Consider the following 19,846-nt stretch of genomic DNA (forward strand, 5'->3'; position numbering starts at 1 on the left):
GACAAAAACGGTAACGATTTGTCCTCAAATGACCTGAAAATGACTTGATTAGTCCATAGTCTGCATAACTCGAAAACGAGAGGTAAAAATTAATTTTGCAACTAAAAAAAGTGAGTTATGAAATCGACATTCAAGGTTCTTTTTTATTTGAAGAAAGGTTCTGAAAAGAAAAACGGCGAGGTTATGATTATGGCACGCATCACCATAGACGGCAAACTTTGCCAGTTCAGCACGAAACAGAGCATCCAGCCCGACAACTGGAACACGGCTGCGGGCAAAGCCAAAGGCAGGGATGCCGGGAGGATAAACGCCCTTTTGGACGATATACGTTCTTCCCTGAACACCATTTACCACGAAATGCAGCGGCGTGACAACTACGTGACCGCCGAGAAAGTGAAAAACGAGTTCTTGGGACACAGCGAGAGCCACGAAACAATCCTTTCATTGTTCCAAAAGCACAATGACGATGTGAAGCAGCTTGTGGGCATATCCAAGACGATAGCGACCTACCGCAAGTATGAAGTGACCCGCCGCCACCTCGCCGAGTTCATCCGCAGCAAGTACAACGTATCGGACATATCCATAAAGGAGATAAGCCCGATGTTCATTACCGATTTTGAATTATACCTGCGTACCGCCTGCAAGTGCGGCTATAACACCACCGCCAAGTTCATGCAGTTCTTCAAGCGCATCATCATCATTGCCCGCAACAACGGCATACTGGTGGGCGACCCTTTCGCCAGCTACAAAATCCGGCTGGAAAAAGTGGACAGGGGTTATCTGACAGAGGACGAGATAAAAATCATCCTCAAAAAGAAAATGGTTTCCGAACGGCTGGAACACGTCAGGGACTTGTTCGTCTTTTCCTGTTTCTGCGGTCTGGCTTACAGCGATGTCGCCAATTTGCGGCAGGAGAATATCCAAAAGTCCTTTGACGGCAACCTTTGGATAATCACCAAGCGGGTAAAGACGAATACGGACGTGAATGTCCCCCTGCTGGATATTCCCAAGATGATTTTGAAGAAGTACAAGGGCAAGCTGCCGGACGGCAAGATACTTCCCGTAATCAGCAATCAGAAGCTAAACGCCTACTTGAAAGAGATTGCCGATATTTGCGGTATTAAAAAGAACCTGACATTCCACCTTGCCCGGCACACGTTCGCCACGACCACCACGCTGTCAAAGGGCGTACCCATTGAAACGGTGTCCAAGATGCTGGGACACACAAACATAGAAACTACGCAAATTTACGCCCGCATCACCAACAGCAAGATAGGCAGTGATATGCAGGGGCTTGACAAGAAGTTTGTCGGCATCGAGAAGATTTACAAGGAAGCAGCCATGTAACATGGCTGCTATTTCCCGAACAACAAGTATCACCTTTCAATAAATAAATGCGTTATGGCTAAGCAATCTAAAATAGAATACAGTAAAGAATACCTCACAAGCGAGGAACTGGCAGCGATTTCAAAAGTGAAACTGCCCCTGTCCCGGCAGCGTAAAGCCCGTGACATTTTCCTGTTCTCGTGCTACACGGGAGTGGCATACAGTGACATAAACAGGCTTAGGAAAGAAAATATCTTGGCACATTCCCGTGAAAAACGTTTTCTGCGCTTTCATGTGTCTAAAAGCACCTTGCCATACTCGTTTCCACTGCTTGATGCGCCTTACGACATTTTGAAGAAATACCGGGGGCTTCAAGAAAACGGGGAGCTTCTGCCCGTTTTACCACTCCCGGCGATAAATTACGATTTACAAAACGTTTGTGCCGCCGCTGGCATAAAAAAATCCGTTACCTTATCTTGCGCCCGCAAGACATTTGCCTTTGTTGTCGCTCCTGAAAACGGCATTACCGCCAGTATGCTAACGGGGATTTACAATGAACACAATCGGTAACAAAATAGGTAACGATTTAGGTAACTATATACCACATAACAATCTATATCCAAGCATTTTACATTCTTCCACCTTGCGGGCAGTCCACCGACTACCCGCATTTTTTATTCCCTTTTCCACTGGCACATTCCCCGAAACGCCAGCCGTGCGTGGCATGGCTGACTGTATTTCGTGAAAAGAGCCGTTGGAAACCCGCACAAGCGTATTGCAAGCAAGCTCACAACACCCTTGCCTTTCCCGCCTGCATGGAGTGTTCCCTAAAAGACGAAAGAGAACAGGCACTTTTCCCCTGTTTCCCTAAATGTAAATCTTCCTCTCACGCAGTCCCCCAGCCGGGACAGTCGTTTTAATCATTTCAATAGGCAAAGGTAGTTACGTGTTCTTCACGATTTTGAAAGGTCGAGCCGTTCCGGTTTGGCGAAAAAATCTTCCCTGCCTTGCGAGGTATTTTTTGCCCAAAACCTTGCAAACTCTAAACACTACCCTTTTAAGCCTATGTGAAACGAAAACGACCGACCCGACCGGAAGACGCATAAAAAAAAAGTCGGATTTACGGGAAACAGGAAAAAAGTTCAGTGAAACTTCAACTCCCTCACCTCTCGAATCCGCATAAAATTAAAAACTTAAAAATTACAGCAATATGGAAGCAACGACATTATCAGCAGCAAGCGTTTATGTAGGCACTTACGCCAAGTACAACAACGGTTCATTGTTTGGGGCATGGCTCAACCTTTCGGATTATTCGGACAAGGAAGAATTTTACGAAGCCTGCCGGGAACTGCACAAGGACGAGGAAGATGCGGAATATATGTTTCAGGATTACGAGAATATCCCGGAAGCCCTGATTTCTGAAAGCTGGATTTCTGAAAACTTTTTCGCTTTGCGTGATGCGGTGGAGGATTTGAGCGACACCGAGCAGGAAGCCTTTTTCGTGTGGTGCAACTATAAAAGCCATGATTTGGGCGAGGAAGATGCGGACGACCTTGTACGTGATTTCCGGGACGAATATCAGGGGGAATATGACGATGAAGAAGATTTCGCCTATGAAATTATAGAAGAATGTTACGACCTGCCGGAGTTCGCAAAGACCTATTTCGATTACAAACAGTTTGCCCGTGACTTGTTCATGTGCGATTACTGGTTTGATGACGGCTTTGTGTTCCGTGCGGCATAACAACCAATCCGGGCGGGGTGTCAAAGCCCTGCCCGCTAAAAACAACCAAGTTTATAACCATAAAAAAATAAGACATCATGCAGTCACTTAACAAAAACGGGGTAAGCATCACCCAAATACCGGGAGAAGAAAAATACGTGAAATGTTGTTTAGGGGCTTTCAGGGGACAAATTTATTATCAATATGACTACCGCCACACGGACGGCGAACTTTTCAGCACGGTAGCCAAAACGCTGGACGAGTGCCGCCGCAGGCGTGACGAATGGGTAGCGAAGAAGAACGGAGTAATAAACAAGTAAATTTTAGGGACATGAAAACGACAGAAGTAAACAAGGAGCTTATCGGCAGACGTTGCGAGTGTATTTTTACGGGCTTAATGGTAACGGGCGTTATTGAGGACATCCAAGACGACCAGCATTCCACAGCGGTCAAAGTCCGTTTCGACCACCCGCATCAGTGGGGCGATGATTTGTATAGTGATGTATGGGCGTGGGGGCGCAAAATTGACGAGTTCGGCACGTTGCACCATTTGCAACTGCTGGTAGATAAGCCGGACTTTCAGGTTATGACCGTAGTTTTCGGCGAGCCAATCAGCCAAATAGACCGCAGTGTTTTTGAAGATGTGGAAACGTGGGGCGTCTGTTCCCTGCAAGGCTGGGTAAACAGCTATGAAAGTGTCCGGTTTGTAGCCATAGACGACCATACGGCAATCATCACGGGCGAATACAACATGGAACAGGTAAAGGTGTGGTTAGAGAAATACACGCCCATAAAGAGCCTTAAAACCAGTTGATAAAGAACGGCGGCTATTTGCCGCCGCCACTTTCTTTCGTGAGTGCCGGGAAATAAAGTGGCAAAGAAACCCGCCCTGTTCCCTAACGTGAAAAGTCCACCCGCCGAACTATCAGCGGGTGGACTGCCATAACATACGCCTTGCGTATCATTCCCTATTTGGTGTTCCCTGTCTATCGTTGCTTTTCACGTATATATGCAACCGATAAGGAAATAAAGCCTATAAATCTTCATGTTGGAAGAATTTTACACCAAGTATGCACACGGTTTCTTCTTCCTCGATGTCATATTTCCATGTCCGTTTATAGACAAGCATTTCCGTGTCGCAGTCGAACCATTCCATTACAGGCGCATCATCTTCTTCGTCCGCCCATTTGAAAACCTGATTGGACGGCGTTTTCCACAATTCAGCCCTGTCACGTGCGGAAATGCAGTCCTTGTCCACAATGATGATGTCACCTACTGCCGGAACCGTATCTGTTTCCAACGTGGTTTCTATGTACCACGAGATACCTTTTATATCCAATTCTATTTTTACCATGTCATTTTATTGTTTAGGGGTCGTTATTGTTTCCGTTTCTTCCTTGCCGTTGTCATTATTGAACGATAGCGAAAGTTGCTGCACCTGTCCAAAGTTATCAATTACATAAATGTCAATCGTCTGCTGGTCTGTCGATGCCGAAGTGTAGTAGAGCCGGAATGTTTCTTTCTCCAGCGGGTAAAGGTCATTGGGCAGGAACACCGTGCCGTTATCCATTTCCAGCTTTCCTTTGCCGTCCGGCTGGAAGTACCTGATTTGATAGGTAGTCGGCTGGTAATAGCCGCCACGCACCAGTTGGCAGCGTATTTCTGCGGTTTCCCCGACTTTCAGTCTTTTGGGTACTGGCAGCGTTTCGATGCTGAACGGGTACGCCTGCTGAATATCCAAGTTGTCATTACAGGCGGTGACAAGCACGAGGGCGGCCACGATGTAGCAGCCCATGATGATTTTATACATTACATTCTTCATATACATTATTATATAGCGGTCAGTTGATAATGAATTTCAGTCCCAAAGATACCTGCGTGTGGAACTTGCCTATGTCCGAACCGAACAACGCCCGTTCCCTTGCGTTCAGCAGCAGAGCCACCCGGTCGGTCAGGTAGGCTTCCAGTTCCAGCGTCAGCGCACCGCCGTAAATGAAGCAGTCCTTATCCAGCAGCGTGGAGCCGTCCGGCAAGAGTTTTTCGCTTCGGTTGCTCGTTTCATACCCGGCGAGTGCCGACAGTCCCAGCGACAGGAAAAAGGTCTTTCGCCTGTCCGATAGGAATTTCAGGTAATAGCCGCCCTCTGCGGTGAACTGTTCTACGGGTATCTGCATATCCTTGTAGTCATACTTCTTGTGCAGGTATTCGCCACCAATCACCCAGCGGTTGGCGTTCTTGGTGTAAACGCTGTATGCCGCCCCGATGTGGTAGGCGAAATCACTGCCAGCGTTCCAATGCACCCCGTCCGTCATGCCCGCCGTGACCTGCAAGCCTTTCATGCCCGGCAGGTATCTTTGTGCGTGTGCCTGGTTGAAATGCAGGCACAGCGCAAAGAGTATTCCGACAAATAGAAACCGTTTCATCCCTATTTGATTTTGAGTTCGTTAATCACTTCTGCGTTCACGATGTCGGCGTTCTCCACCCGGATAACCTGATGCCGCCCGCCGTTCTTCTCGTAGAGTTCCACGACCAGCAGCTTGTCGTCAGGAATGGTGAACTTTGGCAGGGCGTACACCGTGCGCACGGTTGATTTCCCGGCAATCTCTACCACCTCGTTGTAGCTGCGTACCGCATCCAGTACCGTTTCCTGAATAGCCGTGCGCTTCGGCACTTTCTTATCGACTATCTTAAACTTGATGAAGTCGGTATCGAAAGGCACGTTGGAACTGTTCTTCGTCTGCGTATGCACGTAGAGCATCCCGTTATAAGTATAAATGCCCTTGATTAAGAACTGTATGCCGAAACGCTTGCTACCCAAGTGGCGCACTTTCCGGTCATTGTTCTTGTAGATGCTCTGCATTATCAGCTTCACCAATAGCGGGCTTTCATTACCTAATTCCCGGAAATAGATGTTCATGCGGGTATGCGAAAAATCGCTGGTGTCCTCGTTCTCCAAGAAGTCTTTCATTTCGATATTGAGCATTTCCGGCTCATGGGCGTACTTGGCGTTGAACGAAAAGAAACTGCCGTCCTCGCAGATAACGGAGAAGTTCGTTTCACCCGGAAAGCCCTCTGTCGTGGCTTTCACCCTGATAACATTTTCCGCACCGTCCGCCTTTCCCGCTATGATGTGGTTGCTTCCCAAATCCACGTAGCGGACGGCGGCGGGGAAGATGATATGCACCGTCTTGGCAAAGGTCACTTCCACGCCGTAGGGCGTAACCATTTGGCGGTACGGGAGTTTCCGGGTAATCCCCCGGTACAAGTCGTTGCCTGCCGCATACTTCACGGTGTCAGCGGTTTGTGCGTTTGCCGCACACACGCCCAGCAAGAGGGCGAACATTACAAAAATCTGTTTCATTGCTAATTGAAATTTTAGTGGTTGATAAAATGGTTATTGTTGTTTGGCGTAAAGCATGACTTTATAGCCTGCTTTTAGTTTTACTTTTATAGTCCTGAACTTTTTCGCAAGATAGCCGGACGTTCCTTGCAGCAAGCCCCTTGTCACGTCCATAGCCACCTGCTGCCCGGCACTCCGTGCAAAGGAAATGCTTGTTCCCAGCCCGCTGCCGATATTCGCCATAGCTTCGTTGAACGCTTCCTGCTCCATAGAGGACGGGACGGAAAGCCCCTTTTGCCCGTCCGTGTCGAACACGGCGAGTTCCACCGGGATGATATTGCCAGCGTACTCAATCGAGGACACCAGTATGTCGAGCCTTTCACCCTGCACCTTTGCCGTCCCCGCCACAAGGGTGTTCTTCGGCACGACTATGTTCCCGGCTTGCATGGGTTCGAGCAGCCGGAGTTTCACCGCCTGCCCGTCCGTCAGGGTTTGGTCTTGGTGGATGCAGGCGGCTACCGTGTTCTTTCCCATAGCGTAGCCCGTGCCTACCGCCGTGTTGAAGCCGCAGTTTCGTGGCTGGCTGTAAGTCCGGATGAAGTCGGCATCGCTCATGGGCTGCTGCAATCCCGATACGGTCGTTTCCCGGATTGCCTGCACCGCCACCGCATCCGGCTTGCGGTCAATGCCGCCCGTTACCGGGACTTGTGCGACTTGTCCCTGCCCGCTGTTCATGTACTTTGCCGCCAGTTCGTAAGACTTTTCCAAGAGTGTCATTTGGTCGTCAGCCGTAGGCGTGGCGTTCTGCTGTTGTTGCAGTCTGTCGGTCAGTTCCGCCACCTGTCGCTTCAAGTCCTCTTTTTCCTCGTCCACCGCCGGAGTTTCGTAGAACGTGCTTAACTGGCGGTTGATGTCCCGGTAAGCCGCCCGTGAAGAAGCACCGCCGCCCCTTTGTGGCTTCGCATCTTCTTCCGGCATCAGGTCGATTTCCGCTTGCGGTTCTTCCGTTTCATCGTCCCCCGTGAAACCGAAGTCCTGCAAGGATTGTATCTTGTCCTGCTGTTTGCGGTTCAGCATTGCTTGTTCGTATGCCTTTTGCTTGTCAGCTATAATCCCGTCTTCTGCGGGCAGCGGTATGTCGGCGTTGAAGCCGCCCACGCTTTCCACATTCACGTCCTCTTTGCCGGAGGGGGCGAATATCAGGTACATGCACCCGGCAAAGGCAAGGAACATCAGCGGGAAGACTATCATTTTCCTGCGCTGCTGTACCTGTTGGGGTGTCAGTTCCCGTTTGGGCTTCTTTTCCTTTTCAGGTTTCCCGTCCGTCTGCGGCACGGTCGTGCCGTTCTCATTCTTCTGTACTTCTTCCATATTCCGGTCTGTTTAAGGGGTTGATACTGTTGATTGTGTCATTGCCTTGCAATGGCAGTTGTCTGATATGTTCTATTTGCAGCCGCCTGCCGTCCCGTTTCCCGATATTGTAGATTGATGAAACGGTGATGTAGATAGACAAGCCGCCGAAAAAGAAGAACATCACAAGGATAACCGCCAGCCTTTTGCCCGGCGTAATCCGTCCGCACATTCGGCGCAGGCAGTCGTCCGCCCAGTCCTGCACCTTTTCGATGTAGTTTCGTTTTCTCTCCATAAGGCTATCTCTTGACGGTTTGCAAATCCTTGTTCTCGGTAATGGTGAACGCTTCGATGATGAAGCCGTGCGGGTTGTTGTCGCTCCGTGTTGCGTTGAGCAGGCGGCACGAGGTCACAAGACTGCGCACCGTCAGGCTGCTTTCCCGGACAATCAACTGGCGGGCATACGTGTTCACCTTGTAGGGGTACTGGTCGAAGTCGCATTTCACGCTGTCAATCTCCACCGTCTGCGTGACGTTTCCGGAAATCACCCGGTTGTAGTAACCCTTTTCCGCCAAGTCCTTGTAATAGTTGAAAGCGGTCTTGTCGGCAAGGAACAGCGAGCGTTTGATGTTGCTTTCGATAGCCCCCTTGTCGGGTGATAAGGTGAAGAAAAGTTCGTGGAAACGTCGCACGTGCGATTTGGCTTCCACGGGTCTGTTCTGTGCCATGTCCTGCGAGAGTGCCAGCATCAGGCTTTTGCCGTTGTCGAGGACGTATATCTTCTGCCGCTGCTTTTCGGCGAAGCTGTACGAGTTCCACACGGCAAAGCCCGTCACCAGTGCGCACAGGCAGATGAATACCAGTGCGAAGAGCCGGATTTGCCGGAAACTCGTTTCTATGTTCGTTAATGACTTAAATTCCATATCCTTTAAAAATTTGATGTTGTTTATTTGAGTAGTTTTCCCGATACCTTTCCACCGACTGCGCCAACCGCAGCCCCGGCGACCGACCCGGCTTTCGACACGTTGCGGTTATAGGCGGACATACCGCCAGCCGACACAATCCAGCTTGCCACCGTTGGAATGGTGAAATAGCCCACGATGCCGATAATCATAAAGATTACATACACGGTGCTGCTCCCGTCTGGGATGAAATTCGGGTCTGAAAGTTCCTGAATGTCCTTTTGGAGCATCAGCGTTTGTATGCGTGCCAGCACGCTGCTGAATAAGTCCGATACGGGCAACCACAGGTAAATGGAGATATAGCGTGAAATCCACTGGGGCAGCGTGCTTTGGAAACCGTCATAGACGGAAATCGCAAACGCCAGCGGACCCAGTATGCTTAACACGATTAGGAAGAACGTGCGCAGCGTGTCGATAATCAGCCCCGCCGCCTGAAAGAGCATTTCCAGTAACTCCCTGAACCAGTCCCGGACGGACTTCTTGATATTGTAAGCCGCCCTGTCCATGTACATACCCGTCATAGTCACCATGTCGGAGGGCGACCAGCCCAGTTCTTCCAGTTGTCGGTCAAATTCCTCGTCCGATGCGAGGTAAGCCGTTTCGGGGCTTCGCATCAGGGCTTCATATTCCAGTCGGTCTTTCTGTGCCCGGTACTCGTTCATGTCGAAAGTCTGCGTTTCCATAAGCTGGTTGCACCCTTTCACCACTGGCGACAGCACCGTGTTGATAGTCCCCAGCACGAATGTTGGAAAAAACATGATACACAGCCCCAACGCAAAAGGGCGCAGGAGCGGGTACACGTCTATGGGTTCGGCACGTGCGAGCGACTGCCACACTTTGGCGGCTACATAGAACAAAGCCCCCAGCCCGGCTATCCCTTTGGCTACCCCCGTCATGTTGCTGCACAAGGGCATCATTTCATCGTATAGCACCCGCAACACTTGGTGCAGGTTGTCAAAATCCACTGCTGCTAATAACATAGGCATACCGATTTATATGTTACCAGTAGCGTTCATCCGCCGAGCCGTAGAGAGCCAGCACCCGGTCGGTGTCGTTCTTCTTCTTTGCCCGCAGATAGGACACGGATATGTTCTTGCGGGTGTAGTAGTTCACGAGGTTGCGGTAGTTGAGCAAACTTCGATAAGCGTTGTCGATGATTGCCAGCCGTTCGGCATCCGTCAGCGACATACCCGTGATGTTCACTACATTTTTCAAGTCCTGCAACACGTCCGAGCTTTCCGACATCAGTTTGGCATAGCCGAACGATATTGCGGAAAGTTCGTCAGGCGTGAAATTCGGGTCTGCCAGCATGTTTTGGAAGTTGCGCACGTAGATTTCGGATATTTCCGCCACCAGTTCAATGGACTTCTTCACCTTGACACCGCCCTTGACAACATCGTGTACCGCTTTGAGCGCATCGTAATATTTTTTACCCTGCTGGAAAATCTTCTGCGCTTCCATGAAGCCGTCCAGCGTGTTCTTGGCAGTGGTGGAAGTCTGCACTATCTGCTTGGTGGTGTTGATGATACCCTGTGCCAAGTTGCCGGGGTCTGACACCACCCACTGGGCGTATGCCGTGCCGATGAAGCAAAGGCATACCGCCATAAGGAGAATTGTTTTCTTCATGTTCCTAATTTTTAAGTTGTTGATGATTGGGGATTGCGTTTGCTTTCCGCAAGCCGCTTGATAGCCAGTTCAAGGTTGCCGCCCAACTTCTCGGCGAGGGCGAACAGTTCCATTTTCTCGCTTTCCTCTGTCGTGAACGTGTAATATTCTTCCAGCGAAACTTCTGTGGCGTACACTGCCGACTGCGTGCCGCCCAGCGAGAAGAAAACTTCCTTGTACTTCCGTCCGGGGTGGTTCGCCATGTTGATAGACAATATTTGCGAACGCTCCTTCTCGGTCAGTCCCAAGAGGTTTTGTATGCTGTCGAACTTGTTCAGGTATTTTCGCTGGTCTAACAGGATTTTGCAGTCCGAGTTATTGATAATACTCTCTTTCACTATGGGCGAGGAAATAATATCTTCCACTTCCTGCGTTACCACAATCGCTTCCCCGAAATACTTTCGGACGGTTTTGTACAAATATTTTATGTAGTCCGCCATGTTCGCCGATGCAATCGCTTTCCACGCTTCTTCAATTAGTATTAACTTCCTTATTCCCTTTAACTTGCGCATTTTGTTTATAAAGGCTTCCATGATGATGATAGTCGTTATCGGGAATAAAATCTTGTGGTCTTTGATATTATCCAATTCAAAGACAATGAAGCGTTTATGCAGCAAATCCAGTTCCTTGTCGGAGTTCAGCAGGTAGTCGTATTCACCGCCACGATAGTACGGTTCAAGCACGTTCAGGAAATTGTCAATGTCAAAATCCTTTTCCCTGACGTTCTTCTGTTCAAGCTGTCGGCGGTAATCATCCCGGACAAACTCGTAGAACGTGTTGAAGCAGGGCGTTACCGACCTGTCGCCCGTGATACGTTCGATATAGGCACTTACCGCATTGGACAACGCCACTTCTTCCGACCGCTTGGGGGCTTCATCGTCCCGTTTCCATAAAGTAAGGATAAGCGTCTTGATACTCTCTTTCTTCTCTATGTCAAATACACCGTCTTCGACATAAAACGGGTTGAACGCTATCGGGTTCTCGTTGGTGTAGGTGAAATAAATCCCGTCCTCGCCGTGCGTGCGGTTGTGGATAAGCTGGGACAGCCCCAAGTAGCTGTTACCCGTATCTACTAATAGCACGTGCGCCCCTTGCTCGTAATACTGGCGCACCATGTGGTTGGTGAAGAAAGACTTCCCGCTACCACTCGGCCCAAGTATGAACTTGTTTCTGTTGGTAGTGATGCCTTTCTTCATGGGCAAATCCGATATGTCGATGTGCAGCGGGCGACCGCTTACCCTGTCCACCATTTTGATGCCGAACGGGGAAAGCGAACTCTTGTAGTTCGTTTCTTCCACGAACAGGCAGAGAGCCTGCCCCAAGAACGTGTAGAAACTTTCCTCTGCGGGGAAGTCGGCTTCGTTGCCGGGTATGCCAGCCCAAAAGAGCGTGGGCGTATCGACCGTGTTGTGGCGTGGCTTGCACTCCATTAGTGCAAGCTGGCTTCCCACATCGTTGCGTATGCGTTTGAGTTCTTCCCGGTCGTCACTCCATGCCATGACGTTGCAGTGGCAACGCACCGAGATAAGCCCCCTGCTATGCGCTTCGTTCAGGTACTCGTCTATCCACTCCTTGTTCACTTGGTTGGCACGGGAGTAGCGGGAGAGCGATTGCATATTCCGGGCGGTCTGCTCGAAGTTCTTCAGGTTTTCGGCGTGGTCGTCTATGAAGATGAACTGGTTATAGACGTGGTTACACGACAACAGCACGCCCACCGGGGCGGCAAAACTTAACCTGCAATCGCTTCTGTCAGTGGACAGCTTCTCAAATCGGCAGTCCGTCCCGACCTTTCCGGGCAAATCTTCCACGTCCGAAAGCGTGTGCAGGCACAGTATATCGTCCCCGACACGCATTTCTTCCGGGTACAGCCCGATGTCTTTCAGGCAGGTGGTATCTGTTTGCGAGAGCGAGAAGTATTTCTCGATGATGCCCGCCTTTCCGTCCTGCCCGGTGATTTCCGATGCCGCCAGCCGGGTAAGGGTGACAAACCCGCTGTCGTTCATAATCCTTTCAAACTGCCCGACCGCTTCGATGAACTTTGCCGCCGCTTCCTTGTCGGCTATCTCCTGCGGAACAATCCTGCCCCGGCAGAGGGTGGAGAAGTCGCTCTGTCGGCGGCTTCTCTCCCTTGTCGTTTTCGTCAGGAACAGGTAGCAGTAATGGTTCAGGAACGGGCGTTCATTGAAGTGCCGTTCAAAGGAGCGGCTTAAAAAACTAAGTTCGTCCCTTTCGGTGTCGGGCTGGTAGTTCTCCTTGATGAAGAAGTCCTGCTTGTGTACTATGGAGTAGTCAGGCAGCACCTTGATTGCCTTGTACCACGCCGAATGTATGGCTTCGTACTCGGCACTGGTGACGGTGAACAGTTCGGGCAGTTCCACCCTGAAAGCCACCGTTATGTCTGCATCCTTTGAAATGATGCAGCCGTTCTCCACCGCCAAAAGTGGAAATTTTCGTTCCAGCGTGGTAGCCTTTAATGTATTCCTCATGTTCTTTCTTCCTTTCTTCTTTTGTAGTTGAACAGCCGGGGTATCGCCTTTCGGCTGATAATGAAGCGTGGGTGTCTTTTGCGTGCGGCTGCTTTCATCAGCCCGTGCGTGCCGTACCGTGCGTTGAGCCGGAACGTCTGCCACACGAGCAGCAGCGAAGCCGACACGATGAAACCGATACATAGCCACTGGTTCACGCCTGCCATGAACAGGACGATGAACACCACGAAGACGGCGAGCAAGCCGCCGCAAAAGATAAAGAGGTACTGGCTTTTCAGCCCCTTGAACTCCACCGGCTTCCCGATACCCCTGTTTACCGGATATTCAGACATAGCCGCTGGTTTAGAGGAAGAACGAACGCAGGATAGTGGCGGCAACAATCAGGAAGATGCACGCCCCGAACCAACTGGCGGCGGTCTTTGAGGTGTCGGGGTCGCCGCTCGAAAATTTGTTATATACTTTTACCCCGCCAATCAAGCCGCAGACCGCCCCGATTGCGTACACCAGTTTTGTTCCGGGGTCGAAATACCCTGTGATTAGGTTCGTGGCTTCGGTGATGCCCGCCTGCCCGTTGCCCTGTGCGTAGGCACTTACCGCAGCGGCAAGTATAGCCGCCGACAAAAAGATTTTCTTTCTCATTGTGATTTGTTTTTAATGCCGGGCGGCGGGTGGGAAGTCCGCCTTTCCCGGCTGGTGAATAATTTGAAATTTTAGTGGTCGGGGATAGTCCCGTTTGTCTGTTTGGTTTTTAGGTTGCCAATCAACCGTAGTCACGTTGCTTCATATTGTTACACATTATTATATTACAGGAAATCGTTCATGTCGAACGCTTCGTGTTCCTTGCTTGTACCGCCAGCTTCGGCAGGGACGGCAGCCGTAGCCAGTTCCGCTTCGTTGCGCCCCAGCAGTTCCGCCACCTTTGCCAGCCCGCCGTTGATGTTCTCCACCACCGCATCGTAGAGGTTCGTCCCCTCAATGCTTGCCAGCGTCCCGGCGGCTTGCCGTTTCTCCGTTTCGGTGGGGTTGTCGGCGTTCGCCGTGCGTACCGCTTCGCCCAGTTCGTCAAAGCTCACGCCCGTAGCCCGCCCGGTATCATCGTCACCGTCCATGTACCCGGCTATTTCCTCGTCCTCGTAGTCGGGTTCGTCATTCTCGTAACCGGGCGTTTCTTCCGCTTCGGCTGCTGCTCCCGGAATGTTTTCTTCCGGCTGTCCGTCAGCCTGCGGCGCAAAAATAGTATCATTTTCAGCCGCTTGCGGGAGGTGTCCCGATTTGTCCTGCGCTGTCCCGATTAGTCCGCCCTTGTATCGGCTTTCACCTATCAGCGTGTAGCCTGAAACCCCGTTTCGTGGGAGTGGCGCATCATCCGTTCTGCCCGTTGATGTCCGGCTGTCCGTGTAGCGATACCACAGCCATAGGGCGATATAGTACACCAAAAGCCCGGTAAGTATGCAATAGATTATCATAGTCAGACAGGCTTTTGGAAGTGGCTTTCGTACAGGGTGTTTATCTCGTCTTGGTACTGCTCGAAGTGCCGCAGCAGAATGTTTTCCACGTAGCTGCTTACCGTCACCTTGCGCCCGCCTATCACCGTCACGATACGCATCAGCTTCTCGTGCGTGGTACGGCTCACGTACAAGGGCTGTCGGTCTGCCAGTTCCACTTTCTGAAAGTAAGTTTCCCGGTAGTCGCCCGAACCGCCCTTGCGCTTGCGGTTTGTCGTTTTCTCCACCCGCACCGTTTCAGTCTGCCGTCCCTCGTGGGCGGTTCCCGTTTCGCCGTCGGGCTGCGGTGCATCATCCGGCTGGCTCTCCCGCTTGGCGGGTACGCCCTGCGAGATAAGCTCTTTCATGAAATCCTCGTCTATCTTCGGCATCCCGCCGCTTTGCTTTGCCATATCATTGTAATTTGATGTAGTACGCTATTTCGGTTATCAGTTCTTCCAAGTTGCTTCCCCTTACCAGCGGGCGGCTGGCGGGAAAGAGCGTGGAGCGGAACACCGCCTTTCTATCCGCCACCAGTTCCTTTTTATAGCGTTTGGTATCGGGGATAAAGGTTTTCATCAGCGGCAGTTCCAGTTCCTTAATGGTTTTGTCATAGGCGGTGTAAAGGTCTGTTTTCTCCCGCCCGTCCACCATGTTCCAAAAGAGGTACAGCCCGGCAAGTCGGCAGGCTTCATTCTTCACCAATAGCTTTTGGATAGCCATAGCGAACGACAGGCTGCTTTCCAGCACCACCTTGTCGGCGGAAATGGGTGTGAAAATGTAGTCCATGCCCGCAAGGGAGTTTATCACGCCCTCGCTGTTCACCGTGCCGGGCAGGTCGAAAAACACTATATCCGGCACGTGTCCGGCGGCTATATATTCGTCAGCCGTTGCAATCGCCTTTTCGGGCGAACTGCACAGTACCGGGTAGGCTTTCTTCCCCAGCCGGGTAAACTGTTCATACGCCATTCGCTTGTAATCTTCATCCGCCCCGACCTGCTCGGCATCCCGCTTTCGCATCCCGGCAATGGAGTGTTGCGGGTAGTCGCAATCGACCACCGCCACATCGTAGCCTTTGAGGTAGTAGAGGTAACTCGCCGCCAGCACGGTAAAGGTGGTTTTGCCGACCCCGCCCTTTTGGGTGGAAAAGGCGACATAAAGGGGTGTTTTCTCGTTTTCCATATTGCTTTCGTTCATTATTGGTTGATAGATTTATTTATTGCTTTCAATCATTCATTCTTCCCATGTTGCAATCTTGAAATATTGAAATATTGAAAGATTGTTTTATTTCAATCTTGCTTTCCTGCTTTCATTCTTTCTTGAAATATTGAAATCCTGCAATCATGCTTTCTTGAAATCATGCTTTCAATCATTCTTTCCTGATTGGAATCTTTCTTTCAATCTTGAAATCCGATGCAAAAAAAGGGAGAAAAAACGTCCCCTGAAAACCTTGTCCCGATTTGTCCTGCGCTGTCCCGTTTTGTCCACCAACCGACTATTTTACAGTATTATAAATCACCGTTACTTTGCAGCGGAGTAACGAACCGCAGGGGGCGGAGGTGTAAAACCGGGCTGGTGAACGCAGGGCTTACCGTTCCACGCTAACCCCAATCCGTCCGTGACGGATTTCGATTTTCGTCAGAAAATAGCAAGGTGTGTTTTGTATGCTACAAAACCGTTTTCCGTGCCTGAAAACGCCTTGCCCCTTGCGGGGGTAAAAATCACTCCGAAGTCGTAATTTTTTAATCCAAAGAAGCATGGAAACAAGAAGAACCAACAAGGGCGGTCGCCCCGCCCTCGCAGACCCGGCGAAGCATCGCCATGTCCTTTACCTGAACGACCGGGAGAACGCCCGCTTCCTCTCGCAGTGGGAGCAGTCGGGCGTCACGAGCAAGTCCCGTTTCATCGCCGCCCGGCTGTTCGGCGAACCATTCCGGGTGGTGAAAGTGGACAAGTCGGCAGTCGAGTATTGCGCCCGGCTGACCGAATTTTATGCACAATTTAGAGCCGTGGCGGTCAATTACAACCAAGTTGTAAAAGCGTTGCACAGCAACTTTTCGGAGAAAAAGGCACTGGCTTTTCTCTATAAACTGGAGAAAGCGACCACTGAATTATCTATGTTGAACCGTCAGGTTATCGACCTGACAAACGAGTGCAAGGAATTATGGTTGCCAAAATAAGCACGGGCGGCAATATGTTCGGCGCACTGGCTTACAACCAAAACAAGGTGGACAGCGAGGAAGCAAAGGTGCTTTTCTCCAACCGGATGCTGTTGAGCGAGGACGGGAATTTCTCTATCGGCGGGTGTATGCGCAGCTTTGAGATGCAGATGCCCGTCCAGTTATCCACCAAGAAGCCGATACTTCATATCTCCATAAACCCGCACCCGGAAGACGTGCTGACCGACCGGCAGCTTTCCGACATCGCAAGGGAGTATATGCGGAAATTGGGCTATGGCGACCAGCCTTATCTGGTGTACAAGCATACCGACATCGACCGCCACCATATCCACATCGTGGGGTTGCGGGTGGACGAGAACGGCAAGCCGCTGAATGACAAGTTCGAGCATCGGCGCAGCAAGCAAATCACCCGTGAACTGGAAAGGAAATACAACCTGCACCCGGCAGAGCGAAAGGAACGTGCCGAACGTCCGGAACTTAAAAAGGTGGACTATGCAGCCGGGGACGTGAAGCACCAAATCGGTAATACCGTGAAAGCGGCTTGTTACGGCTACCGTTTCCAGTCGTTCGGGGAGTACAAGGCTTTGCTTGCCGCTTACAACGTGTGCGCCGAGGAAGTCAAGGGCGAGATAAACGGCAAGCCCTATCAGGGCATTGTCTATTCCGCCATGAACGACAAGGGCGAAAAGGCGGGCAACCCGGTAAAGGCTTCCCGCATCGGCAAGTCGGTGGGTTATGAAGCGGTGCAGCGCAGAATGGAGAAATCGGGCGAAGCAATCAAGAACGGGAAACTGAAAGAGCGCACCCGGAAGATTGTCGCCACTGCCATGCAGACCGCCCGCAGTCGCAGGGAACTGGAACAGCAGTTAAGGAAGCGGGGCATTGACGTGGTATTCCGTCAGAATGACAGCGGGCGCATCTATGGCGTTACGTTCATCGACCACGACAGCCGGGTGGTGCTGAACGGTTCACGCTTGGGCAAGGAGTATTCGGCGAACGTGTTCGACGAACGCTTTTCGGGCGAAACCGGAAAGATGCACCAGCCCGAAGTGTCAGCACCGCAGCAAGACCAATCCACGCATCAGGAACAGCCGGGCTTCACGCCGAAAGCCGACATCATTCCGGGCGTGGCTTCCGTGCTGGGAGCTTTCGGCGGATTGCTGGGCGGCGGTGCATCAGGCGGTGACGAGCCGCAAGACACCGCCCGCCAAAAGAGAAAGAAGAAAAAGAAGCGCACAAGGCGCATTGACTAACTTAAAAACATTACAATCATGCAACAGGAAGATGATTTGAGAGGGCTTGCACGGGTCATGGACTTTATGCGGGCTGTCAGTATTCTATTCGTGGGAATAAACGTGTACTGGTTCTGTTACTCCACCCTGAAAGAGTGGGGCGTGACCTTTGAAGTGATAGACAAGATACTGTGGAACTTCCAGCGCACTACCGGGCTGTTCTCGTCTGTCCTTTGGACGAAACTTTTTGCGGTGGTGTTCCTCGCCCTGTCGTGCATCGGCACTAAGGGCGTGAAAGAGGAAAAGATAACATGGACGAAGATACATTGCAGCCTTGCGGCGGGTGTCGTGTTGTTTTTCCTGAACTGGTGGTTGCTGGAACTTCCGCTGCCACACACGGCGGATGCCGTGTTTTATATCGCCACGCTGTCGGCGGGCTATATCTGTATGCTCATGGCGGGTACATGGATGTCCCGGTTGTTGAAAAACAACCTCATGGATGATGTCTTTAACACGGAAAACGAAAGTTTCCAGCAGGAAACAAGGCTTATCGAGAACGAGTATTCGGTAAATCTGCCTACCCGGTTCTACTATAAGAAGAAGTGGAACAATGGCTATATTAACGTTGTAAACGTTTTTCGTGCGAGTATCGTGTTAGGAACGCCGGGCAGCGGGAAGTCATACGCAGTAGTAAATAATTATATAAAACAGCAAATCGAGAAAGGTTTTGCGATGTACTGTTATGATTATAAGTTTCCCGACCTTTCGGAAATCGCTTACAATCATTTACTTAACCACTTGGACGGCTACAAGGTCAAGCCGAAATTTTACGTTATCAATTTTGACGACCCACGCAAGAGCCACCGATGCAACCCGATAAACGCCAGCTTCATGTCGGACATTGCGGATGCTTATGAAGCGAGCTACACGATAATGCTTAACCTCAATCGCTCTTGGATAAGCAAGCAGGGCGATTTCTTCGTGGAAAGCCCGATTATTCTTTTGGCGGCTATAATTTGGTATCTCCGTATTTATCAAGGCGGTAAGTATTGCACGTTCCCCCATGCCATTGAACTGTTGAACAAGAAATACGCCGATGTGTTCACCATTTTGCGCAGCTATCCCGAACTGGAAAATTACCTTTCCCCGTTCGTAGATGCTTGGGAATCAGACGCACAAGAGCAGTTGCAGGGTCAAATAGCAAGTGCGAAAATCCCGCTTTCAAGAATGATTTCACCCGCCCTTTACTGGGTAATGACGGGCGATGATTTCTCGCTGGACATCAACAACCCGAAAGAGCCTAAAATTTTGGTTGTCGGCAACAATCCCGACCGCCAAAATATCTATTCGGCGGCACTGGGATTATATAATTCCCGTATCGTGAAGCTGATAAACAAGAAAGGTCAGCTTAAAAGTTCGGTGATAATAGATGAATTGCCCACGATTTATTTTCGTGGGCTTGACAATTTGATTGCCACCGCCCGAAGCAACAAGGTAGCGGTTCTGTTGGGCTTTCAGGATTACAGCCAGCTTACCCGTGATTACGGGGACAAGGAAAGCAAAGTAATCCAAAATACGGTGGGTAACGTGTTTAGCGGTCAGGTAGTCGGTGAAACGGCAAAAATCCTATCCGAGCGTTTCGGAAAGGTGTTGCAGAAACGGCAGAGCATGACAATCAACCAGCGGGAGAAGTCCACCTCGATAAGCACCCAAATGGACAGTTTGATACCCGCCAGCAAAATATCCAACCTCACGCAAGGTATGTTCGTGGGTGCTGTGGCGGACAATTTCGATGAACGGATAGAACAGAAGATTTTCCACTGTGAAATCGTGGTGGACAATGAAAAGGTGAAGCGGGAAACCGCTCGTTACGTGAAGTTACCGCAGATTATCGACTTCACCGACAAGGACGGCAACGACCGGATGCAGGAGGAGATACAAGCCAACTATGACCGCATCCGTCAGGAAGTCCGGCAGATTGTCGAGGACGAGATAACCCGGATTAAGAACGACCCGGAGTTATGCCACCTTATAAAAGAGGAAGAATAACCGATATTCTTTCCTGACAGACAGTATTTTTACTAATTTTGCAGACAAA

23 protein-coding genes are annotated in these 19,846 nt (G+C 50.6%); 8 read left to right on the top strand and 15 right to left on the bottom strand.

Going from position 1 to position 19,846, the window contains the following annotated elements:
- The first annotated feature begins 117 nt into the window (after positions 1–117).
- The 5 genes from BN3283_RS07740 to BN3283_RS07760 all read left to right on the top strand — a co-directional run bounded on the left by BN3283_RS07740 (position 118) and on the right by BN3283_RS07760 (position 3,863).
- The gene (locus tag BN3283_RS07740) at positions 118–1,347 is read left to right on the top strand and encodes a site-specific integrase (RefSeq protein WP_059026276.1); all 1,230 of its coding nucleotides are present in this window, start codon (positions 118–120) and stop codon (positions 1,345–1,347) included.
- A gap of 54 nt (positions 1,348–1,401) precedes the next feature.
- A complete protein-coding gene (locus tag BN3283_RS07745; protein ID WP_059026277.1) occupies positions 1,402–1,896 on the top strand; it encodes a site-specific integrase in 495 nt (164 codons plus the stop codon).
- Between the two features lie 640 nt (positions 1,897–2,536).
- Entirely contained in the window at positions 2,537–3,070 is a 534-nt protein-coding gene (locus BN3283_RS07750) for an antirestriction protein ArdA (RefSeq protein ID WP_059026278.1), read from the top strand.
- A 77-nt stretch (positions 3,071–3,147) separates the two neighbouring features.
- Positions 3,148–3,369 (top strand): DUF3873 domain-containing protein, encoded by a 222-nt coding sequence (locus tag BN3283_RS07755; protein WP_059026279.1) that lies wholly within the window; start codon positions 3,148–3,150, stop codon positions 3,367–3,369.
- Positions 3,370–3,380: 11 nt separating this feature from the next.
- Positions 3,381–3,863 (top strand): DUF7258 domain-containing protein, encoded by a 483-nt coding sequence (locus BN3283_RS07760; RefSeq protein WP_059026280.1) that lies wholly within the window; start codon positions 3,381–3,383, stop codon positions 3,861–3,863.
- Positions 3,864–4,082: 219 nt separating this feature from the next.
- On the opposite strand, the gene BN3283_RS07765 is transcribed toward BN3283_RS07760, so the two are convergent.
- From BN3283_RS07765 to BN3283_RS07835, 15 genes are all read right to left on the bottom strand, one after another.
- Positions 4,083–4,403, bottom strand: coding sequence for a hypothetical protein (locus BN3283_RS07765; protein WP_010799827.1), 321 nt, complete (start codon positions 4,401–4,403; stop codon positions 4,083–4,085).
- A 6-nt stretch (positions 4,404–4,409) separates the two neighbouring features.
- Positions 4,410–4,877, bottom strand: a complete 468-nt coding sequence (locus tag BN3283_RS07770; RefSeq protein WP_059026281.1) for a DUF3872 domain-containing protein — start codon at positions 4,875–4,877, stop codon at positions 4,410–4,412.
- 13 nt (positions 4,878–4,890) lie between these two features.
- Positions 4,891–5,472, bottom strand: a complete 582-nt coding sequence (locus BN3283_RS07775; protein ID WP_059026282.1) for a conjugal transfer protein TraO — start codon at positions 5,470–5,472, stop codon at positions 4,891–4,893.
- Positions 5,473–5,474: 2 nt separating this feature from the next.
- Positions 5,475–6,410, bottom strand: a complete 936-nt coding sequence (gene traN, locus BN3283_RS07780) for a conjugative transposon protein TraN (RefSeq protein WP_059026283.1) — start codon at positions 6,408–6,410, stop codon at positions 5,475–5,477.
- Positions 6,411–6,443: 33 nt separating this feature from the next.
- On the bottom strand, positions 6,444–7,760 hold the full coding sequence (gene traM, locus BN3283_RS07785) for a conjugative transposon protein TraM (RefSeq protein WP_059026284.1): 1,317 nt from the start codon (positions 7,758–7,760) through the stop codon (positions 6,444–6,446).
- The gene (locus BN3283_RS07790; RefSeq protein ID WP_059026285.1) at positions 7,738–8,034 is read right to left on the bottom strand and encodes a TraL conjugative transposon family protein; all 297 of its coding nucleotides are present in this window, start codon (positions 8,032–8,034) and stop codon (positions 7,738–7,740) included. Before BN3283_RS07790 ends, traM begins: the two co-directional genes overlap by 23 nt.
- Positions 8,035–8,038: 4 nt before the next feature.
- A complete protein-coding gene (gene traK / locus BN3283_RS07795; RefSeq protein WP_004309966.1) occupies positions 8,039–8,662 on the bottom strand; it encodes a conjugative transposon protein TraK in 624 nt (207 codons plus the stop codon).
- A 23-nt stretch (positions 8,663–8,685) separates the two neighbouring features.
- Positions 8,686–9,681 (bottom strand): conjugative transposon protein TraJ, encoded by a 996-nt coding sequence (gene traJ, locus BN3283_RS07800; RefSeq protein WP_147625559.1) that lies wholly within the window; start codon positions 9,679–9,681, stop codon positions 8,686–8,688.
- Between the two features lie 19 nt (positions 9,682–9,700).
- On the bottom strand, positions 9,701–10,327 hold the full coding sequence (locus BN3283_RS07805) for a DUF4141 domain-containing protein (protein WP_059026287.1): 627 nt from the start codon (positions 10,325–10,327) through the stop codon (positions 9,701–9,703).
- Positions 10,328–10,338: 11 nt separating this feature from the next.
- Positions 10,339–12,852 carry a TraG family conjugative transposon ATPase gene (locus BN3283_RS07810; protein ID WP_059026288.1) on the bottom strand — a complete coding sequence of 838 codons (2,514 nt, stop codon included), beginning with the start codon at positions 12,850–12,852 and terminating at the stop codon, positions 10,339–10,341.
- Positions 12,849–13,184: a DUF4133 domain-containing protein gene (locus BN3283_RS07815; protein ID WP_010803765.1), complete on the bottom strand. Its 336-nt coding sequence runs from the start codon at positions 13,182–13,184 to the stop codon at positions 12,849–12,851. The genes BN3283_RS07810 and BN3283_RS07815 overlap by 4 nt, the downstream gene beginning before the upstream one ends.
- Positions 13,185–13,194: 10 nt before the next feature.
- Positions 13,195–13,491, bottom strand: a complete 297-nt coding sequence (locus BN3283_RS07820; protein WP_004309970.1) for a DUF4134 domain-containing protein — start codon at positions 13,489–13,491, stop codon at positions 13,195–13,197.
- Positions 13,492–13,655: 164 nt separating this feature from the next.
- Positions 13,656–14,318, bottom strand: a complete 663-nt coding sequence (locus tag BN3283_RS07825) for a hypothetical protein (RefSeq protein WP_059026289.1) — start codon at positions 14,316–14,318, stop codon at positions 13,656–13,658.
- Between the two features lie 2 nt (positions 14,319–14,320).
- On the bottom strand, positions 14,321–14,749 hold the full coding sequence (locus tag BN3283_RS07830) for a DUF3408 domain-containing protein (protein ID WP_059026290.1): 429 nt from the start codon (positions 14,747–14,749) through the stop codon (positions 14,321–14,323).
- A gap of 1 nt (position 14,750) precedes the next feature.
- The gene (locus tag BN3283_RS07835; protein ID WP_059026291.1) at positions 14,751–15,533 is read right to left on the bottom strand and encodes a ParA family protein; all 783 of its coding nucleotides are present in this window, start codon (positions 15,531–15,533) and stop codon (positions 14,751–14,753) included.
- A 560-nt stretch (positions 15,534–16,093) separates the two neighbouring features.
- Here BN3283_RS07835 and mobA point away from each other — a divergent pair.
- Genes mobA through mobC form a run of 3 tightly spaced genes read left to right on the top strand, consistent with a single transcriptional unit; the run spans position 16,094 to position 19,797 of the window.
- Positions 16,094–16,516, top strand: a complete 423-nt coding sequence (mobA, locus tag BN3283_RS07840; RefSeq protein WP_032535946.1) for a conjugal transfer protein MobA — start codon at positions 16,094–16,096, stop codon at positions 16,514–16,516.
- A complete protein-coding gene (mobB, locus tag BN3283_RS07845; RefSeq protein WP_147625561.1) occupies positions 16,501–17,769 on the top strand; it encodes a conjugal transfer protein MobB in 1,269 nt (422 codons plus the stop codon). Before mobA ends, mobB begins: the two co-directional genes overlap by 16 nt.
- Before the next feature lie 18 nt (positions 17,770–17,787).
- Complete coding sequence (mobC, locus tag BN3283_RS07850) at positions 17,788–19,797, top strand: conjugal transfer protein MobC (RefSeq protein ID WP_059026292.1); 2,010 nt, start codon at positions 17,788–17,790, stop codon at positions 19,795–19,797.
- Positions 19,798–19,846: the final 49 nt, after the last annotated feature.

It is taken from the genome of Gabonibacter massiliensis (assembly GCA_001487125.1).
In the GTDB taxonomy this organism is placed as follows: Bacteria; Bacteroidota; Bacteroidia; order Bacteroidales; family Marinifilaceae; genus Gabonibacter; species Gabonibacter massiliensis.

Excerpts from the sequence above, each read along its gene's own strand:
- BN3283_RS07740 (WP_059026276.1), top strand. The coding sequence starts at position 118 with ATGAAATCGACATTCAAGGTTCTTTTTTATTTGAAGAAAGGTTCTGAA.
- BN3283_RS07745 (WP_059026277.1), top strand. The coding sequence starts at position 1,402 with ATGGCTAAGCAATCTAAAATAGAATACAGTAAAGAATACCTCACAAGC.
- BN3283_RS07750 (WP_059026278.1), top strand. The coding sequence starts at position 2,537 with ATGGAAGCAACGACATTATCAGCAGCAAGCGTTTATGTAGGCACTTAC.
- BN3283_RS07755 (WP_059026279.1), top strand. The coding sequence starts at position 3,148 with ATGCAGTCACTTAACAAAAACGGGGTAAGCATCACCCAAATACCGGGA.
- BN3283_RS07760 (WP_059026280.1), top strand. The coding sequence starts at position 3,381 with ATGAAAACGACAGAAGTAAACAAGGAGCTTATCGGCAGACGTTGCGAG.
- BN3283_RS07765 (WP_010799827.1), bottom strand. The coding sequence starts at position 4,403 with ATGGTAAAAATAGAATTGGATATAAAAGGTATCTCGTGGTACATAGAA.
- BN3283_RS07770 (WP_059026281.1), bottom strand. The coding sequence starts at position 4,877 with ATGTATATGAAGAATGTAATGTATAAAATCATCATGGGCTGCTACATC.
- BN3283_RS07775 (WP_059026282.1), bottom strand. The coding sequence starts at position 5,472 with ATGAAACGGTTTCTATTTGTCGGAATACTCTTTGCGCTGTGCCTGCAT.
- traN (WP_059026283.1), bottom strand. The coding sequence starts at position 6,410 with ATGAAACAGATTTTTGTAATGTTCGCCCTCTTGCTGGGCGTGTGTGCG.
- traM (WP_059026284.1), bottom strand. The coding sequence starts at position 7,760 with ATGGAAGAAGTACAGAAGAATGAGAACGGCACGACCGTGCCGCAGACG.
- BN3283_RS07790 (WP_059026285.1), bottom strand. The coding sequence starts at position 8,034 with ATGGAGAGAAAACGAAACTACATCGAAAAGGTGCAGGACTGGGCGGAC.
- traK (WP_004309966.1), bottom strand. The coding sequence starts at position 8,662 with ATGGAATTTAAGTCATTAACGAACATAGAAACGAGTTTCCGGCAAATC.
- traJ (WP_147625559.1), bottom strand. The coding sequence starts at position 9,681 with ATGTTATTAGCAGCAGTGGATTTTGACAACCTGCACCAAGTGTTGCGG.
- BN3283_RS07805 (WP_059026287.1), bottom strand. The coding sequence starts at position 10,327 with ATGAAGAAAACAATTCTCCTTATGGCGGTATGCCTTTGCTTCATCGGC.
- BN3283_RS07810 (WP_059026288.1), bottom strand. The coding sequence starts at position 12,852 with ATGAGGAATACATTAAAGGCTACCACGCTGGAACGAAAATTTCCACTT.
- BN3283_RS07815 (WP_010803765.1), bottom strand. The coding sequence starts at position 13,184 with ATGTCTGAATATCCGGTAAACAGGGGTATCGGGAAGCCGGTGGAGTTC.
- BN3283_RS07820 (WP_004309970.1), bottom strand. The coding sequence starts at position 13,491 with ATGAGAAAGAAAATCTTTTTGTCGGCGGCTATACTTGCCGCTGCGGTA.
- BN3283_RS07825 (WP_059026289.1), bottom strand. The coding sequence starts at position 14,318 with ATGATAATCTATTGCATACTTACCGGGCTTTTGGTGTACTATATCGCC.
- BN3283_RS07830 (WP_059026290.1), bottom strand. The coding sequence starts at position 14,749 with ATGGCAAAGCAAAGCGGCGGGATGCCGAAGATAGACGAGGATTTCATG.
- BN3283_RS07835 (WP_059026291.1), bottom strand. The coding sequence starts at position 15,533 with ATGAACGAAAGCAATATGGAAAACGAGAAAACACCCCTTTATGTCGCC.
- mobA (WP_032535946.1), top strand. The coding sequence starts at position 16,094 with ATGGAAACAAGAAGAACCAACAAGGGCGGTCGCCCCGCCCTCGCAGAC.
- mobB (WP_147625561.1), top strand. The coding sequence starts at position 16,501 with ATGGTTGCCAAAATAAGCACGGGCGGCAATATGTTCGGCGCACTGGCT.
- mobC (WP_059026292.1), top strand. The coding sequence starts at position 17,788 with ATGCAACAGGAAGATGATTTGAGAGGGCTTGCACGGGTCATGGACTTT.